The sequence below is a fragment of the Burkholderia sp. AU17457 genome (assembly GCF_002223255.1).
GTDB classification, from domain to species: domain Bacteria; phylum Pseudomonadota; class Gammaproteobacteria; order Burkholderiales; family Burkholderiaceae; genus Burkholderia; species Burkholderia sola.
Genome location: NZ_NKFB01000003.1, coordinates 493,108 through 509,794 on the forward strand (window position 1 = coordinate 493,108; position 16,687 = coordinate 509,794).

Below are 16,687 nucleotides of genomic sequence, written 5' to 3' on the forward strand. Positions count from 1 at the left end.
GGGCTCCTTCTGGGTCAGGCCGCGGCCTTGACCGGGCCCGACGCGGCATCCTTGCCGGCAGCGAGCCCGAAATCTTCGGGGAAATGGTCGAGCGCGGACAGCACCGGGTACGGCGTCATGCCGCCCATCGCGCACAGCGAACCGGCCAGCATCGTGTCGCACAGGTCGCGCAACAGCGTGACCTGCCGCTCCGACGTGTCGCCGCGGCGAATCCGCGCGATCGTCTCGACGCCGCGCGTCGAACCGATCCGGCACGGCGTGCACTTGCCGCACGATTCGATTGCGCAGAACTTCATCGCGTATTCGGCCAGCTCGGCGAGATTCGACGTGTCGTCGTGCAGCACGATGCCGCCGTGGCCGACCACCGCGCCGATCGCCGTGTACGCTTCGTAGTCGAGCGGCACGTCCCACTGGTGGTCGGGCAGGTAGGTGCCGAGCGGGCCGCCGACCTGCGCGGCGCGGGCCGGCCGGCCGCTGGCCGTGCCGCCGCCGAAGTCGAACAGCAGCTCGCGCAGCGTGACGCCGAACGCGAGCTCGACGAGGCCGCCGTGACGGATGTTGCCGGCAAGCTGGAACGGCAGCGTGCCGCGCGAGCGGCCCATCCCGTAGTCGCGATAGAACGCGGCGCCGCGCGCGAAGATCACGGGCGCCGTCGCGAGCGTGATCACGTTGTTGATGACGGTCGGCTGGCCGAACAGGCCCGCGAGCGCGGGCAGCGGCGGCTTCGCGCGCACGACGCCGCGCTTGCCCTCGAGCGATTCGAGCAGCGCCGTTTCCTCGCCGCATACGTACGAGCCCGCGCCTTTCGCGACGTGCAGCTCGAACGCGTGCGCGGAGCCGAGCACGTGCTCGCCGAGCCAGCCGGCTTCGCGCGCGCGGACGATCGCGGCTTCGAGCATGGCGATCGCGTGCGGGTATTCGCTGCGCACGTAGATGTAGCCGACCGTCGCGCCGGTGGCGACACCCGCGATGATCATCCCTTCGATCAGGCAATACGGATCGCATTCCATCAGCAGGCGGTCGGAGAACGTGCCCGAGTCGCCTTCGTCCGCGTTGCAGACGATGTATTTCTGCGCGGCGCGGGCTTGCCGCACGGTACGCCACTTGATGCCGGCCGGGAACGCCGCGCCGCCGCGGCCGCGCAGCCCCGACTCGATCAGCGCTTCGCATGCGGCGTCGCCGTCGAGCGCCAGGGCGTTCTTCAGGCCGGCGAGGCCGTCGTGTTGCAGGTAGTCGTCGATCGACAGCGGATCGGTCAGGCCGATCCGCGCGAACGTGAGCCGCTGCTGGCGCGCCAGATAGGGCAGCGCGTCGACGAGGCCGACGCCGCTCGGATGCGCGCCGCCGTCGAGCCAGTTGGCGTCGAACAGGGCCGGCACGTCGGCGGCCGACAGGTTCGCATAGCCGACGCGGCCCGCGGCCGTCCCGACCTCGACGAGCGGCTCGAGCCACAGCAGCCCGCGCGAACCGTTGCGGACCAGTTCGATCGCGACGCCGCGTCGTTCGGCTTCGGCCGCGATCGCGGCGGCGAGCGCGTCGGCGCCGAGCGCCAGCGCGGACGAATCGCGCGGAACGTAGATGCGGGTCGTCATGCGGCCTCCGGCGTGTGGGCGACCGCGTCGGCCAGCAGCACGTCGAACTTCTCCGGCGTGACCTTCGCATGGAGCACGCCGTTGACCGTCATCGACGGCGATTGCGCGCACAGTCCGAGGCAGTAGACCGATTCGAGCGCGACGTCGTCCGGCGTGTGGCCCGCGGCCCCGTCGCCGTGCGCGGCGTCGAACCGGCAGCCCGTGCGGGCTTCCGCGTGGGCGGCGAGCGTTTCGCAGCCCATGCTGCGGCACGCTTCGGCGCGACACATCTGGATCGTCACGCGCGCGGGCGGCGCGGTGCGGAAATGGTGGTAGTAGGTCAGGACGCCGTGCACTTCCGCGCGCGACAGGTTCAGCGCTTTGGCGAGCGGCGCGACGCAGCCCGGCGGCACGTAGCCCGCGTCGTCCTGGATCGCATGCAGGATCGCGACGAGCGACCGGCCGGCGCGCGCATGGCGCTCGACGAGCGCGTCGGGCGCAGGGGAATTCGGGGACATCGGTTATGCTCCTCCAAAGTCTCATATGCGCTAGGAATTCATATAGTGCGCAGCGGGACTTCGTTCTGATTGATTTTAGCCAACGATAAGCGGAAGATTCCGCGGTCGCAATAGGAAATCGGAGTGCATAATTGATTCGGATCGAATGCGACGCGTATCTGACCGTACGCGACACCGAAGGCCGGTCGGCCAGCCTCTCCGACGTCGCGCCGCTGCTGGAGCTCGTGGCCGAGACGGGCAGCATCGCGCAGGCCGCGCAAGCCAAGGGGCTGTCGTACCGGCACGCGTGGGGCATGCTCCGCGCGCTGGAGTCGTGCATCGGCGGCGAGTTGATCGAGACCGCGCGTGGCAAGGGTTCGACGTTGTCGGCGCTCGGGCAGGCGGTCGTCGATGCGCAGCGCCTTGCGCGCAGCCGCCTCGACGGAAACCTGCGCACGCTGGCGGCCGAGGTGGCCAGCGAGTTGAACCGGCGGCTCGCGCAGCGCGACGGCGCCGTGCGCATTCATGCGTCGCACGGGTATGCGGTGGCGACGCTCGTCTCCGCGCTCGTCGATGCGCAGGCGGCCGTCGACATCAAATACCGCGAGAGCGTCGAGGCCGTGCAGGCGCTCGCGCGTGGCGAATGCGACCTCGCCGGCTTCCATTTGCCGCGCGGCGCGTTTCGCGCGCAGTGCGCGCAAATCTACCGGCCCTGGCTCGACGACACGCGCCACGTGCTGATCCACCTGACGCGCCGCCAGCAGGGGCTGTTCGTCCCGCGCGGCAACCCGAAGCAGGTCCGCGGGCTGGCGGATCTGGCACGCAACGACATCCGCTTCGTCAACCGCCAGCCGGGGTCGGGCACGCGGATGCTGCTCGATCTCGCGTTGCGCGCGATCGGCATCGATCCGGAGCGCATCGACGGCTATGCGTCCGCTGAGCTCACGCATTCGGCGATCGCGGCGTTCGTCGCGAGCGGCATGGCCGATCTCGGTTTCGGCGTCGAGCCGGCCGCCCGTCATTTCGGGCTCGACTTCATCCCGGTCGTCGATGAAGACTATTACTTCGCATGCGAACGCGCGCGGCTCGATGTGCGGCCGCTGGCCGACGTGCTGGCGCTGTTGCGCGACGCCCGCTTCGTCGAGCGCGTCGCGCGTCTCGACGGCTACGATCCGGCCGCGTGCGGCGCGCTGGAACCCGTCGCGACCGGGCTGGCCGGCGGCGACGGCGCGCGCGCGACGGACGGCAATTCCCGGTAACGAGACGGCGATCGAAGCGCGCTGCAGCAGCGGGGGATTTGCGCTACGCTTGCCGCTCGATCAACGTTCCAACAAGCACGCCGTTCAGGCGTCATCCCGACATGAAATTTTCCGTTCCTCTTGCCGCGGCAGCGTTGACCGCGGGGCTGCTGGTCGTCGCTTCGCCGTTTGCGTTCGCGCAGAATTCCCCGGGTGTGCCCGGCGGCATCCTGAGCGAACAGTTCCGCTTGAACGAACATCCGCAGATGCCGTTCGCGGCGTCGGCGCCGTCGGAGAAATACCAGAGCGGCAAGAAGTCGGCATTGCGGCGCAAGGGTGACCTGGGCGATCCGAACGGCTGCAACCTGAAGTGCCCGATGGATACCCGGTAACGGGCAGGCAGCGTATCGGCGCCAGAGAGCGGGGCGTCTCTTCTACGCCGCGGCCTGATCAACTGGCGGACGCTGCGTGCGTTGCGCTCCGATCCCGCGTGATTCGAGCCCCGCGAAGCCCGCCGCTTCGCGGGGCTCGTGCTTTTCGGCGAGCGTTCATGTAACGCGGGACGAACGAAGCGGCCGTCCGCCCACGTGGCCGTGCCGACAGCGATTAAGGGTTAACCCGTAAATCAGGAAGGATGTCTTCCTGAAACCTGCCTTATTCTTAAGCATCCACCTACATAAACTTCGGTTTGTCGGCGCTGATCAAGGTGTTCACCGCCGAATCAGACAAATCTGGAGGTAGGTCATCATGAAGTCGCTCGTTCAAGCCGTTGTCGTTGCTGCCGCTCTCGTTGCTCCGGTCGCGTCGTTCGCCCAGTCGGGTTCGACGATCACCCGTGCGCAGGTCCGTGCCGAACTGGTTCAACTCCAGCAGGCCGGTTACAACACCGCCCGCGGCGAGGATCCGCATTATCCGGAAGCGATCCAGGCCGCCACGGCGCGTGTCGCGGAGCAGCAGCGCAGTGCGCTCGCTCAAGCTCGCGGCGCCGACGCCAGCGGCTACGGTGCGCAGGCACAGGGCGCATCGGCGTCGGGTTCGCGCGCAATGGGCGTGCGCCCGGCCAGCGCGGAAGAAATGAAGTCGCTGTACCGCGGCAGCTAAGCTGCACATCGCCCGGTATCGGCGGCGCGGGCCCCGGCGCGGCGATGCATCGCGCGCTGCCCGAAGCCTGACCACCGGGCTGGCCGCCGCCCGGCGCAATCGATGATGGCGCGGGCGCGGCAGAACATCCGTCACCTCCGGCCGCCGAACACCGGCGGCATTCCCCCCGGCCCGCCCGTGGCTGGGCGCTTTTTCGGAAGGAGTGGGGCGTGCGCGTTTCGCCGGCAACAAAAAACCCCGCAGACTTGCGTCATGCGGGGTTCGTGCGACGAGCGCGGAATTTGGTGGAGGCGGCGGGAATCGAACCCGCGTCCAGAAGCGCTCCACGACTAGTTCTACATGTTTAGTCCAGTCTTTTGATTTAACCGCAGCGACGCGGACGAACACGCTGCACTACGGCGATTCGCTAGATTTTCGACCCCGGCGTCGCGACGCCGACAGGGCTTAACTGACGTAAATGACCTCTGGCGGTATTGCTACCGGTCTTGCGACACTAGCCCGTCAGTGAACTAGGCAGAGGACGGCGGCCCTTAGGCTGCCAGTGCGAACGTATCGTCGTTTGCAGTTACGATTTTCCCATTGATTAACGAGGTGACGGGTCCTCGACATGCCCTAGCCGCTTCACAACCCCTGTCGAAACCAGGTCGCCCCCGCGGATAAGATCAACCATTATAGCCCAACATCGCGCAGCAGGTCCCGCAGTTCCTGCGTCGTGTCGACGAGGTGCTGCGCCTGCCAATTGGCCGGCGCGACGCCGTCGCCGCAATAGCCGTACGCAGCTGCGACGGTGGCCATGCCGGCGGCGCTGCCGGCCTGAATGTCCCGCAGGTCGTCGCCGACGTAGACGATACGCGCGGGCTCGAGCGTCAACTGGTCGGCCGCATGCAGCAACGGGGCCGGATGCGGCTTCGGGTGCGGCGTTGTGTCGCCCCCGACGACGCAGGCCGCGCGCGGCGCGAGGCCCAGCAGCTCGACGAGCGGTGCCGTGAGCCGCATCGCCTTGTTCGTGACGATGCCCCAGCGTACGCCGCGCGCATCGAGTTCGTCGAGCACGTCGCCGATGCCGGGAAACAGCGTCGTGTGCACGCAGAGGTCGGCTGCGTAGTTGGCCAGGAACTCGTCGCGCATCGCTTCGTAGCCGGGCGTGTGCGGGTCGATGCCGAACGCGCCGCCGAGCAGGCCGCGCGCGCCCGCCGAGGCCAGCGGCCGCAGCACGTCGAGCGACGTTTCGGGCAGGCCGCGCTCGCGCTGCATCTTGTTGACGGCGGCCGCGAGATCGGGCGCCGTGTCGGCGAGCGTGCCGTCCAGATCGAACAGGACCGCATCGCAGTGCAGCAGGCGCGGTTCTTCTGCGATCCGCGCGGTCGAAAGGGGAGTCGTCATGCCGGTCAACAGGTCATGCGCCGCGTCGGCATGCGACGAGGTAGTTGATGTCGGTATCGTTCGACAGCGCGAAGCGCTTGCCGATCGGATGATACGTGATGCCCTTGATCTCGACGATGTGCAGATCCGTCGCGCGGACGAAGCCGGCCAGTTCCGACGGGCGGATGAAGCGCGCGTAATCGTGCGTGCCCTTCGGCAGCATTTGTGCGATGTATTCCGCGCCGATCACCGCGAACAGGTAGGACTTCAGGTTGCGGTTCAGCGTCGAGAAGAACACCCAGCCGCCCGGCTTCACGAGGGTCGCGCACGCGGCCACGATATCGCCGGGCGACGGCACGTGCTCGAGCATCTCCATGCACGTGACGACGTCGTAGCTGCCCGGTTCGCGCGCGGCGATCGCTTCGGCGGCGATCGCCTCGTAATCGACCGAAATGCCGCTTTCGAGACTGTGCAGGTCGGCCACGCCGAGCGCTTCGGTCGACAGGTCGATGCCTTTCACCTGCGCACCGAGTCCGGCCATCGACTCGGACAGGATGCCGCCGCCGCAGCCGATGTCGAGCACGCGCTTGCCGGCCAGATGCGCATGTGCGTCGATCCAGCCGAGCCGTACCGGGTTCAGGTCGTGCAGCGGTTTGAATTCGGCATTCGGGTCCCACCACCGATGGGCGAGGTCGCTGAATTTCTGGAGTTCGTGCGGATCGGCGTTGGTCATGTCGGCAAACGGGCTACGAGAGGAGGGCAGTGCGTCAGCCCCGAGTATATAAGCGGGCGGACGGCGAGGCCAGCGAGCGCCTGGACGGGCGTCAATGAAAAAGCCCCGCCGGAGCGGGGCTTTGAAGCAGTCGAAAACCGCGGCTTAGTTTGCCGGAACGGTCGTCTTCTGGACTTCTTGCGTACCGACCACTTCGACTTCCACGCGGCGGTCCGGTGCGAGGCAGGCGATGAGTTGCTTGCGGTTCTTCTGGTTGCAGCCGGTCGTAACCGGGTTGCGCTTGCCCTTGCCTTCCGTGTAGATCTTGTTGGCCGGCACACCCTTGCTGACCAGGTACGACTTCACGGCTTGCGCACGGCGCAGCGACAGACGGTCGTTGTACTTGTCCGAACCGATGCGGTCCGTGTAGCCCGTTGCGACGACCACTTCCGTGTTCATGCCCTGGATCTTCGACGACAGTTCGTCCAGCTTTTGCTTGCCCAGCGGCTTGAGCGTTGCCTTGTCGAAGTCGAACAGCGCGTCAGCTTGATACGTGATCTTCTGGCTCGTGATGGCCGGAGCGACCGGAGCGACCGGCGGCTGCGGTGCCTGGGCGACCAGTGCGCCATCGCACTTCGCGTTGGCGGTGGCCGGCGTCCAGAATGCATCGCGCCAGCAGAGCTCGTTCGTGCCGTTCATCCACACCCATTCGCCCGTGCCGTTCACCCAGTTGTCATTGACGGCTTGACGCGACGCCGGCACCGACTGTGCCGAAGCGGATGCAGCCATAACTGCGGTAGCTGCAATGAACGCGAGCTTTGAAAGTTTATTCATATTTCTCCTCTCGAAATTGAGATTACCGCAGGTTTACTGCGAGCCTGTTGACGGTGACAAGTCATACATTGCTCGAAGTATAACATTGGTGCGGCACAAAAAACGCGGCACCGCTCTGTGTAGACTTCGAGCAGCGTCTAACTTTCAGTGCGTTGGCATTTTGCCATATCGTTCCCTTCCTACGAAAAAAAATCCTCCCCACCCCAAGATCGCTTCAACTTTGTGGTGCATGCGCAACACCGCCCTGCCGTAACTTTTAGAGATTGTCAAGAGCAGGGCGGCGAAATCGCGCGATTGCATGCAGTTGTTTACTCGCGCGCAGGAAACGCGGCGGATGCGATCGCCTGCGACGTCGCGTCGCGCACCCTTTCGCCGGGCCGGTTTCGACCGATGATTTCGGCCGATTCGCCGCGGCCGCGATTTTTGCTGTTTACATATAGAGGGGGAGGCGGATTGGCGGCCGATGGGCGCATGTTAGAATCTCGCGTTGCGTTGCGCATGCAGCGCCCACGCGAAAGGCGTTCGCCGTCTTCGCTCCGAAACGATACGGATACATGGATCAATTCGCCAAAGAGACCCTGCCCACCTCCCTAGAGGAGGAAATGCGCCGTTCGTATCTCGATTACGCGATGAGCGTGATCGTCGGACGTGCCCTCCCGGATGTCCGCGATGGCCTCAAGCCCGTGCACCGGCGCGTGTTGTTCGCGATGCACGAACTGAACAACGACTGGAACCGCGCGTACAAGAAGTCGGCGCGTATCGTCGGTGACGTGATCGGTAAATACCACCCTCACGGCGATACCGCGGTCTATGACACGATTGTGCGGATGGCGCAGGATTTCTCGCTGCGCTACATGCTGATCGACGGGCAGGGCAACTTCGGCTCGATCGACGGCGACAATGCCGCGGCGATGCGTTACACCGAAATTCGCATGGCGAAGATCGGTCACGAGCTGCTCGCCGACATCGACAAGGAAACGGTCGATTTCGAGCCGAACTACGACGGCAACGAAATGCAGCCGTCGGTCCTGCCGTCGCGCATTCCGAACCTGCTGATCAACGGCTCGTCGGGCATCGCGGTCGGCATGGCGACCAACATCCCGCCGCACAACCTGAACGAAGTCGTCGACGCGTGCCAGCATCTGCTCGGCAACCCGGAAGCGACGATCGACGAGCTGATCGAGATCATCCCGGCGCCGGACTTCCCGACGGCCGGCATCATCTACGGCGTCGCCGGCGTGCGCGACGGCTACCGCACCGGGCGCGGCCGCGTCGTGATGCGTGCGGCCACGCACTTCGAGGAGATCGACCGCGGCCAGCGGATGGCGATCATCGTCGACGAGCTGCCGTACCAGGTGAACAAGCGCTCGCTGCTCGAGCGGATCGCCGAGCTCGTCAACGAGAAGAAGCTCGAAGGCATTTCCGACATCCGCGACGAATCCGACAAGAGCGGCATGCGCGTCGTGATCGAGCTCAAGCGTGGCGAAGTGCCGGAAGTGGTGCTGAACAACCTGTACAAGGCGACGCAGCTGCAGGATACGTTCGGCATGAACATGGTCGCGCTCGTCGACGGCCAGCCGAAGCTGCTGAACCTGAAGGAAATCCTGCAGTGCTTCCTGTCACACCGACGCGAAGTGCTGACGCGCCGCACGATCTACGAACTGCGCAAGGCCCGCGAACGCGGCCACGTGCTCGAAGGTCTCGCGGTCGCGCTCGCGAACATCGACGAGTTCATCGCGATCATCAAGGCCGCGCCGACGCCGCCGATCGCGAAGCAGGAACTGATGGCGAAGCCGTGGGATTCGTCGCTCGTGCGCGAGATGCTGACGCGCGCCGAGAGCGAGAACGCCGCGGCCGGCGGCCGTTCCGCGTACCGTCCGGAAGGCCTGAACCCGGCGTTCGGGATGCAGACCGACGGGCTGTACCGCCTGTCCGACACGCAGGCGCAGGAAATCCTGCAGATGCGTCTGCAGCGCCTGACCGGCCTCGAGCAGGACAAGATCATCGGCGAGTACCGCGACGTGATGGCCCAGATCGCCGACCTGCTGGACATCCTCGCACGCCCCGAGCGGATCACGACGATGATCGGCGAGGAACTGACCTCGGTGAAGGCCGAATTCGGCGACGCGCGCCGCTCGAAGATCGAGCTGAACGCGACCGAGCTGAACACCGAGGATCTGATCACGCCGCAGGACATGGTCGTCACGATGTCGCACGCGGGCTACGTGAAGTCGCAGCCGTTGTCCGAGTACCGCGCGCAGAAGCGCGGCGGTCGCGGCAAGCAGGCGACGCAAATGAAGGAAGACGACTGGATCGAGACGCTCTTCATCGCGAACACGCACGACTACATCCTGTGCTTCTCGAATCGCGGCCGCGTGTACTGGGTCAAGGTCTATGAAGTGCCGCAGGGTTCGCGCAACTCGCGTGGCCGGCCGATCGTCAACATGTTCCCGCTGCAGGAAGGCGAGAAGATCAACGTCGTGCTGCCGGTCAAGGAATTCTCGGCCGACAAGTTCATCTTCATGGCGACGTCGCTCGGCACCGTGAAGAAGACGCCGCTCGAAGCGTTCAGCCGCCCGATGAAGAAGGGCATCATCGCGGTCGGCCTCGACGACGGCGACTACCTGATCGGTGCGTCGATCACCGACGGCGCGCACGACGTGATGCTGTTCTCGGACTCCGGCAAGGCCGTGCGTTTCGACGAGAACGACGTGCGTCCGATGGGGCGCGAGGCGCGCGGCGTGCGCGGCATGCAGCTCGAGGACGGGCAGCAGGTCATCGCGATGCTGGTCGCGGGCAGCGAGGAGCAGACCGTGCTCACCGCGACCGAAAACGGCTATGGCAAGCGCACGCCGATCACCGAGTACACGCGCCATGGCCGCGGCACGAAGGGTATGATCGCGATCCAGACGTCCGAGCGCAACGGCAAGGTCGTGGCTGCCACGCTCGTCGACGCCGAGGATCAGATCATGCTGATCACGACGGCCGGCGTGTTGATTCGCACCCGCGTGTCCGAGATTCGCGAGATGGGGCGCGCCACGCAAGGTGTTACACTCATCAGTCTCGATGAGGGTACGAAGCTCTCTGGCCTCCAGCAGATCGCCGAGGCCGAAGAGGGAGAGGGCGAAGCCGACGAGGCGTCGGACGGCGAAGCCTGAAGAACGGATGAGACTCTGGCCGCCGCGGGCGAAAAGCGCCGCGGCCGGCGAGCAACCATTCATATTTCCAAAAGGGAGTGATGATGCAAAAGCAATTCAAGCAACTGGTTCTGCTGGCTGCACTGGTGCCGACTTTCGCGATGGCGCAGGCGCTGTCGAATTCCGCACCGGCTGCTCCGGCGGCAGCTGCGCCGATCGACGCCGACAAGAAGGCGGCGATCAAGGATCTGCTCGACGCGATCGACGCGCCGAAGCTCGTGTCGGCAATCGGCAACAGCGCCGAAATGCAGGCGAAGCAGCTCGTGCCGGCCATCCTGTCGGACGCGCTGTCGGAAAACAAGACGCTGAACGACAAGCAGAAGCAGGCTGCCGTTCCGACGCTGCAGAAGAACGCGGTGCCGAAGCTGGTCGACGGCGCGGGCAAGGTGTTCGGCACGCAACAGTTCCAGAGCGACGCGATGTCGGCTCAGTACGACGCGTACGCGAAGTACTACAGCACGTCGGAGATCAAGGATCTGACGACGTTCTACAAGAGCCCGACGGGCCGCAAGTTCATCCAGGTTCAGGATCAGGTCGGTCGCGACGTGGTCAACGGCCTGATGCAGAAGTACATGCCGCAAGCGATCCAGGCAACGCGTACGCAGGCTGACAAGGAAGTCGCAGCAGTCAAGCCGGGCAAGTAAGCTGTCCGGCCGCGCCCCCGGCCGTTCGGCCGGGTTTGGCGGGAGCCTGACGACAGTGCGATAATGGCCGTTTGCGCGCGAGCGCAAGCGGCCATTTCTTTTCTGGCGCGTTTTGCCGGCGGCAAGCCGGTCGCGTCCCTCCCGAGGTTTTCACGATGCGCGTCTTTAATTTCTCCGCCGGCCCTGCGGCGATGCCCGAGGAAGTGCTGCGGCAAGCCGCCGACGAAATGCTCGACTGGCACGGCAGCGGCATGAGCGTGATGGAGATGAGCCATCGCGGCAAGGAGTTCATGTCGATCCACGAGGCCGCGCTGACCGACCTGCGCGACCTGCTCGGCGTGCCGGCGAGCCACCGGATCCTGTTTCTGCAGGGCGGCGGCATTGCGGAAAACGCGATCGTGCCGATGAACCTGCTGGGCGCGCGCACGACGGCCGACTTCGTCGTGACCGGTTCGTGGTCGCAGAAATCGTTCGGCGAGGCGAAGAAGTTCTGCACGCCGCATCTGGCCGCGAGCGGCAAGACGGAAGACGGCTTCACGCGTGCGCCCGCGCGCGCGGAATGGCAGCTGTCGGACGATCCGGCCTACGTGCATCTGTGCACCAACGAGACGATCGACGGCGTCGAGACGTTCGAGATCCCCGATCTCGGCGACGTGCCGCTGGTCGCGGATGTCTCGTCGCACATCCTGTCGCGCCCGATGGACGTCGCGAAATACGGCGTGCTGTTCGGCGGCGCGCAGAAGAACATCGGGATGGCCGGCGTGACGGTCGTGATCGTGCGCGAGGATCTGCTCGATCGCGCGCTGTCGATCTGCCCGTCCGCGTTCGAATGGAAGACCATCGCCGCGAACAACTCGCTGTACAACACGCCGCCCACCTACGCGATCTACATCGCGGGCCTCGTGTTCCAGTGGCTGAAGCGGCAGGGCGGCCTCGAAGCGATCGAGGCACGCAATATCGAAAAATCGAAGCTGCTCTACGACACGATCGACGCGAGCAGCTTCTATCTGAACAAGGTCGAGCCGGCAGCGCGTTCGCGGATGAACGTGCCGTTTTTCCTGGCCGACGAAACGCGCAACGAAGACTTCCTTGCCGGCGCAAAGGCGCGCGGGCTGCTGCAGCTGAAGGGCCACAAGTCCGTCGGCGGCATGCGGGCGTCGATCTACAACGCGGTGCCGCTCGAGGGCGTGAAGGCGCTCGTCGAGTACATGAAGGACTTCGAGCAGCGCGGCGCCTGACGGCGGCGCTGTTCAAACAGCACGGCAAAACGCATGGACGACGAACTGAATTCCCGCCTGAAACCGCTGCGCGACCGCATCGACGCGATCGACGCGCAGCTGATCGCGCTCCTGAACCAGCGCGCCGCGGTGGCGCTCGAGGTGGGCGAGGTCAAGAAGCATTTCAACGCGCCGGTGTTCCGGCCCGAGCGCGAGCTGCAGGTGATCGCGCGGCTGCAGGACATGAGCGCCGGGCCGCTCGCGAGCGAGCACATCAGCGCCATCTGGCGCGAGATCATGGCGGCGAGCCGTGCGCTCGAGCAGACGATCCACGTCGCGTTCCTCGGGCCGGTCGGCACGTATAGCGAGCAGGCGATGCTCGAGTATTTCGGCCAGTCGATCGAAGGACTGCCGTGCCCGTCGATCGACGAGGTGTTCCGCTCGGTCGAGGCCGGTGCGTCCGCGTTCGGCATCGCGCCGGTCGAGAATTCGACCGAAGGCGCCGTGTCGCGCACGCTCGACCTGCTGCTGCAGACCCAGCTGGTGATCAGCGGCGAACTCGCGCTGCCGATCCATCACAACCTGCTCACGCAGAGCGGCACGCTCGACGGCGTGACGCGCGTCTGCGCGCACGCGCAGGCGCTCGCGCAATGCCAGCAGTGGCTCGCGGCGAATGCGCCGCAGCTCGAGCGGCAGGCCGTGGCAAGCAACGCGGAGGCCGCGCGCCTCGCGGCGGCCGATCCGAGCGTCGCCGCGATCGCGGGCGACCGCGCGGCCGCGCACTATGGATTGCAGATCGCGTTCTCGCTGATCCAGGACGATCCGCACAATCGCACGCGCTTCGTGATCGTCGGCAAGCAGCCGGCCGGGCAGAGCGGGCACGACCAGACGTCGCTGATCGTGTCCGTGAAGAACGAGCCGGGCGCCGTGTTCAAGCTGCTCGAGCCGCTCGCGCGGCACGGCGTGTCGATGACGCGCTTCGAGTCGCGTCCGGCGCGCGTCGGCACGTGGGAGTACTACTTCTATATCGACATCGAAGGGCACCGTGACGATGCGGCGGTGGCGGCCGCGCTCGCGGAACTCGGTCAGAAGGCCGCGTTCCTGAAGATACTCGGTTCGTATCCGCGCGCGCGCTGACGCGCGGCGGCCGTCGCCTGCTTGCGCAGGCGGGGCGGCCGGGCGGGCAGGGCAGGCCGGTCGGCGCTGCCGAAGGCGGGTTCGGGCGGTATCCGGCGCAGGTTGCGCCGGGTGCGGGCCCGTTGCCCGGAATCTGGAATTCCGCGTGCGGGGCGTCGTTTCGCGCGCGTAACTTGGCTCTTGTCGTGTCAGGCTTTGCATTCAACAAACTGGTCATCTTCGGCGTCGGCCTGATCGGCGGATCGCTGGCCCGCGCGCTGCGCGAGCGCGCGCGGGGCGGCGCAGGCGAGATCGTCGGCGTCGGCCGTTCGCGCGTGTCGGTCGAGCGCGCGCGCTCGCTCGGCGTGATCGACCGCGCGGCGGCGCTCGACGACGACGCGCAATTGCGCGACGCGCTTGCCGGCGCCGATCTCGTCCTGCTGGCCGCGCCCGTCGCGCAGACGGGCCCGTTGCTCGCGCGTATCGCGCCGTGGCTCGACGGCGCGACGATCGTCACCGATGCCGGCAGCACCAAGTCCGACGTCGTCGCGGCCGCGCGCGACGCGCTCGGCGCGCGGATCGCGCAGTTCGTGCCCGGTCACCCGATCGCGGGGCGCGAATCGAGCGGCGTCGAGGCGGCGTTGCCGGACCTCTACGTCGGCCGCAACGTCGTGCTGTGCCCGCTGCCGGAGAACGCGCCCGAAGCCGTGGCCCGGATCGACGCGATGTGGCGCGCGACCGGCGCCGACGTGCGCACGATGAGCACCGAACAGCACGATCGCGTGTTCGCGTCGATCAGCCATCTGCCGCATGTGCTGTCGTTCGCGCTCGTCGAGCAGATTCTCGGCGAGGCCGACGCGGAACTGAAATTCTCGTACGCGGCCGGCGGTTTCCGCGATTTCACGCGCATCGCGGCGTCGAACCCGGAAATGTGGCGCGACGTGTGCGTCGCGAACCGCGCGGCGCTGCTCGACGAACTCGACGGCTACACGCGCGTGCTCACGCGGCTGCGCGCGGCGATCGACGCCGGCGACGGCGCGGCGCTCGAAGCCGTATTCACGCGCTCGCGCGCCGCACGCAAGGCATGGCAGGAGCGCGGCGGCGCGCCCGCTGCCGAACCGGTCAAGAAATAACAGGACGATTCCCATGGACTACCTCGATCTCGGCCCGTACTCCAGCGCTTCGGGCACCGTGCGCCTGCCCGGCTCGAAGAGCATTTCGAACCGCGTGCTGCTGCTCGCGGCGCTCGCCGAAGGCGAAACGACGATCACCAACCTGCTCGACTCCGACGACACGCGCGTGATGCTCGACGCACTCGGCAAGCTGGGCGTGAAGCTCGCGCGCGACGGCGACACCTGCGTGGTCACCGGCACGCGCGGCGCGTTCACCGCGAAGACGGCCGACCTGTTCCTCGGCAACGCGGGCACGGCCGTCCGGCCGCTGACCGCCGCGCTCGCGGTGAACGGCGGCGACTATCGCGTGCACGGCGTGCCGCGCATGCACGAACGGCCGATCGGCGATCTCGTCGACGGCTTGCGCCAGATCGGCGCGCAGATCGACTACGAGCTGAACGAAGGCTACCCGCCGCTGCGGATCAAGCCCGCGACGATTGCGGTCGATGCGCCCATCCGCGTGCGCGGCGACGTGTCGAGCCAGTTCCTCACCGCGCTGCTGATGACGCTGCCGCTCGTGAAGGCGAAGGACGGCAGGATCGTCGTCGAAGTCGACGGCGAGCTGATCTCGAAGCCGTACATCGACATCACGATCCGCTTGATGGCGCGCTTCGGCGTGACCGTCGAGCGCGACGGCTGGCAGCGCTTCGTCGTGCCGGCCGGTGTTCGCTACAAGTCGCCGGGACGGATCATGGTCGAGGGCGATGCGTCGTCCGCGTCGTACTTCCTCGCGGCCGGCGCGCTGGGCGGCGGCCCGCTGCGGGTCGAGGGCGTGGGGCGGGCGAGCATCCAGGGCGACGTCGGTTTCGCGAACGCGCTGATGCAGATGGGCGCGAACGTGACGATGGGCGACGACTGGATCGACGTGCGCGGCATCGGCCACGATCACGGCAAGCTCGAGCCGATCGACATGGACTTCAACCTGATTCCCGACGCGGCGATGACCATCGCGGTCGCGGCACTGTTCGCGAGCGGCACGAGCACGCTGCGCAACATCGCGAGCTGGCGCGTGAAGGAAACGGACCGCATCGCCGCGATGGCGACCGAGCTGCGCAAGGTCGGTGCGATCGTCGAGGAAGGCCCCGACTATCTCGTCGTCACGCCGCCGGAAAAGCTCACGCCGAATGCGGCGATCGATACGTACGACGATCACCGGATGGCGATGTGCTTCTCGCTCGTCAGCCTGGGCGGCGTGCCCGTGCGGATCAACGATCCGAAGTGCGTCGGCAAGACGTTCCCCGACTATTTCGACCGCTTCGCCGCGCTCGCCAAAGCCTGACCCGACTGTTCCGATGAAATCGACCCGCCCCTTTCACCCGACTCCCGTCATCACGATCGACGGCCCGACCGCTTCCGGCAAGGGCACCGTCGCGGCGCTCGTCGCCGCGCACCTCGGCTTCCACCTGCTCGACAGCGGCGCGCTGTACCGGCTCGCCGCGCTCGCGAGCGTGCGCTACGGAATCGCCGCGGAAGACGTCGACGCGCTGGTTAAGCTGATCGACGACCTGCACATCACGTTCCGTGAAGGGTGTGCGCAGCTCGACGGCGTCGACGTGTCGAACGACATTCGTGCCGAAGCGGTCGGCAACCGCGCGTCGGCGATTGCCGTGCACGGCCCCGTGCGCACCGCGCTCGTCGCGCGCCAGCGCGCGTTCCGCAAGACGCCGGGCCTCGTGGCGGACGGGCGCGACATGGGCACCGTGATCTTCCCGGACGCCGTGCTGAAGGTGTTCCTGACGGCCAGCGCCGAGGCGCGCGCGACCAGGCGGCATAAGCAATTGATGCAAAAAGGTTTTTCTGCTAATATAGATGACTTGCTCCGGGATCTTCGTGAACGTGACGCGCGCGACAGCAATCGCGCAGCCGCGCCGCTGAAGCCTGCGGCAGATGCCAAGCTGCTCGATACGTCGGCGCTTTCGGTCGATGAAGCCGTCGACCAGGTGCTGCAGTGGTACCGGGCGCTCGGCCAGCCCGCCTGACAAGGCGGGCAGCGGTAGGTGCTCCGCATCGCAAGCGCGGAGCGTGT

15 protein-coding genes and 1 other RNA gene are annotated in these 16,687 nt (G+C 66.7%); 10 read left to right on the forward strand and 6 right to left on the reverse strand.

Features of this window, described 5'->3' with window-relative positions; translation table 11 throughout:
- Positions 1-14: 14 nt before the first annotated feature.
- The gene (locus CFB49_RS04710; RefSeq protein ID WP_089434703.1) at positions 15-1,592 is read right to left on the reverse strand and encodes a formate dehydrogenase beta subunit; all 1,578 of its coding nucleotides are present in this window, start codon (positions 1,590-1,592) and stop codon (positions 15-17) included.
- A complete protein-coding gene (locus CFB49_RS04715; RefSeq protein WP_069621085.1) occupies positions 1,589-2,089 on the reverse strand; it encodes an NAD(P)H-dependent oxidoreductase subunit E in 501 nt (166 codons plus the stop codon). The genes CFB49_RS04710 and CFB49_RS04715 overlap by 4 nt, the downstream gene beginning before the upstream one ends.
- Before the next feature lie 131 nt (positions 2,090-2,220).
- Between CFB49_RS04715 and CFB49_RS04720 the strand changes: the two genes are divergently transcribed.
- The 3 genes from CFB49_RS04720 to CFB49_RS04730 all read left to right on the forward strand — a co-directional run bounded on the left by CFB49_RS04720 (position 2,221) and on the right by CFB49_RS04730 (position 4,407).
- Positions 2,221-3,327: a substrate-binding domain-containing protein gene (locus CFB49_RS04720; protein WP_089490789.1), complete on the forward strand. Its 1,107-nt coding sequence runs from the start codon at positions 2,221-2,223 to the stop codon at positions 3,325-3,327.
- Between the two features lie 101 nt (positions 3,328-3,428).
- Positions 3,429-3,698 carry a hypothetical protein gene (locus CFB49_RS04725; protein WP_050011550.1) on the forward strand — a complete coding sequence of 90 codons (270 nt, stop codon included), beginning with the start codon at positions 3,429-3,431 and terminating at the stop codon, positions 3,696-3,698.
- A 355-nt stretch (positions 3,699-4,053) separates the two neighbouring features.
- Complete coding sequence (locus CFB49_RS04730) at positions 4,054-4,407, forward strand: DUF4148 domain-containing protein (protein ID WP_069621083.1); 354 nt, start codon at positions 4,054-4,056, stop codon at positions 4,405-4,407.
- A gap of 282 nt (positions 4,408-4,689) precedes the next feature.
- Here the strand turns inward: CFB49_RS04730 and ssrA are convergent.
- The 4 genes from ssrA to ompA all read right to left on the reverse strand — a co-directional run bounded on the left by ssrA (position 4,690) and on the right by ompA (position 7,315).
- Positions 4,690-5,059, reverse strand: a transfer-messenger RNA (tmRNA) gene (gene ssrA / locus CFB49_RS04735).
- A gap of 17 nt (positions 5,060-5,076) precedes the next feature.
- Positions 5,077-5,790, reverse strand: coding sequence for a phosphoglycolate phosphatase (gene gph, locus CFB49_RS04740; protein WP_089490790.1), 714 nt, complete (start codon positions 5,788-5,790; stop codon positions 5,077-5,079).
- A gap of 13 nt (positions 5,791-5,803) precedes the next feature.
- A complete protein-coding gene (ubiG, locus tag CFB49_RS04745) occupies positions 5,804-6,502 on the reverse strand; it encodes a bifunctional 2-polyprenyl-6-hydroxyphenol methylase/3-demethylubiquinol 3-O-methyltransferase UbiG (RefSeq protein WP_089490791.1) in 699 nt (232 codons plus the stop codon).
- A gap of 144 nt (positions 6,503-6,646) precedes the next feature.
- Entirely contained in the window at positions 6,647-7,315 is a 669-nt protein-coding gene (gene ompA, locus CFB49_RS04750) for an outer membrane protein OmpA (protein ID WP_050011546.1), read from the reverse strand.
- Between the two features lie 554 nt (positions 7,316-7,869).
- Here ompA and gyrA point away from each other — a divergent pair.
- From gyrA to cmk, 7 genes are all read left to right on the forward strand, one after another.
- Complete coding sequence (gene gyrA / locus CFB49_RS04755) at positions 7,870-10,473, forward strand: DNA gyrase subunit A (protein ID WP_050011545.1); 2,604 nt, start codon at positions 7,870-7,872, stop codon at positions 10,471-10,473.
- A gap of 83 nt (positions 10,474-10,556) precedes the next feature.
- Positions 10,557-11,156, forward strand: coding sequence for a DUF2059 domain-containing protein (locus CFB49_RS04760; RefSeq protein WP_006486966.1), 600 nt, complete (start codon positions 10,557-10,559; stop codon positions 11,154-11,156).
- 155 nt (positions 11,157-11,311) lie between these two features.
- The gene (gene serC, locus CFB49_RS04765) at positions 11,312-12,394 is read left to right on the forward strand and encodes a 3-phosphoserine/phosphohydroxythreonine transaminase (RefSeq protein ID WP_069621080.1); all 1,083 of its coding nucleotides are present in this window, start codon (positions 11,312-11,314) and stop codon (positions 12,392-12,394) included.
- Between the two features lie 33 nt (positions 12,395-12,427).
- Positions 12,428-13,510, forward strand: coding sequence for a prephenate dehydratase (gene pheA / locus CFB49_RS04770; protein WP_089434706.1), 1,083 nt, complete (start codon positions 12,428-12,430; stop codon positions 13,508-13,510).
- Positions 13,511-13,695: 185 nt separating this feature from the next.
- Positions 13,696-14,622 carry a prephenate dehydrogenase gene (locus CFB49_RS04775; RefSeq protein WP_089490792.1) on the forward strand — a complete coding sequence of 309 codons (927 nt, stop codon included), beginning with the start codon at positions 13,696-13,698 and terminating at the stop codon, positions 14,620-14,622.
- A 13-nt stretch (positions 14,623-14,635) separates the two neighbouring features.
- The gene (gene aroA / locus CFB49_RS04780; protein ID WP_089490793.1) at positions 14,636-15,940 is read left to right on the forward strand and encodes a 3-phosphoshikimate 1-carboxyvinyltransferase; all 1,305 of its coding nucleotides are present in this window, start codon (positions 14,636-14,638) and stop codon (positions 15,938-15,940) included.
- Positions 15,941-15,953: 13 nt separating this feature from the next.
- Positions 15,954-16,640, forward strand: a complete 687-nt coding sequence (gene cmk / locus CFB49_RS04785; protein WP_059574065.1) for a (d)CMP kinase — start codon at positions 15,954-15,956, stop codon at positions 16,638-16,640.
- The last annotated feature ends 47 nt before the right edge of the window (positions 16,641-16,687 follow it).

What these genes read in the sequence shown, in the direction of transcription:
- CFB49_RS04710 (WP_089434703.1), bottom strand. Translation starts at nt 1,592, where the DNA reads ATGACGACCCGCATCTACGTTCCGCGCGATTCGTCCGCGCTGGCGCTC.
- CFB49_RS04715 (WP_069621085.1), bottom strand. Translation starts at nt 2,089, where the DNA reads ATGTCCCCGAATTCCCCTGCGCCCGACGCGCTCGTCGAGCGCCATGCG.
- CFB49_RS04725 (WP_050011550.1), top strand. Translation starts at nt 3,429, where the DNA reads ATGAAATTTTCCGTTCCTCTTGCCGCGGCAGCGTTGACCGCGGGGCTG.
- CFB49_RS04730 (WP_069621083.1), top strand. Translation starts at nt 4,054, where the DNA reads ATGAAGTCGCTCGTTCAAGCCGTTGTCGTTGCTGCCGCTCTCGTTGCT.
- gph (WP_089490790.1), bottom strand. Translation starts at nt 5,790, where the DNA reads ATGACGACTCCCCTTTCGACCGCGCGGATCGCAGAAGAACCGCGCCTG.
- ubiG (WP_089490791.1), bottom strand. Translation starts at nt 6,502, where the DNA reads ATGACCAACGCCGATCCGCACGAACTCCAGAAATTCAGCGACCTCGCC.
- ompA (WP_050011546.1), bottom strand. Translation starts at nt 7,315, where the DNA reads ATGAATAAACTTTCAAAGCTCGCGTTCATTGCAGCTACCGCAGTTATG.
- gyrA (WP_050011545.1), top strand. Translation starts at nt 7,870, where the DNA reads ATGGATCAATTCGCCAAAGAGACCCTGCCCACCTCCCTAGAGGAGGAA.
- CFB49_RS04760 (WP_006486966.1), top strand. Translation starts at nt 10,557, where the DNA reads ATGCAAAAGCAATTCAAGCAACTGGTTCTGCTGGCTGCACTGGTGCCG.
- serC (WP_069621080.1), top strand. Translation starts at nt 11,312, where the DNA reads ATGCGCGTCTTTAATTTCTCCGCCGGCCCTGCGGCGATGCCCGAGGAA.
- pheA (WP_089434706.1), top strand. Translation starts at nt 12,428, where the DNA reads ATGGACGACGAACTGAATTCCCGCCTGAAACCGCTGCGCGACCGCATC.
- aroA (WP_089490793.1), top strand. Translation starts at nt 14,636, where the DNA reads ATGGACTACCTCGATCTCGGCCCGTACTCCAGCGCTTCGGGCACCGTG.
- cmk (WP_059574065.1), top strand. Translation starts at nt 15,954, where the DNA reads ATGAAATCGACCCGCCCCTTTCACCCGACTCCCGTCATCACGATCGAC.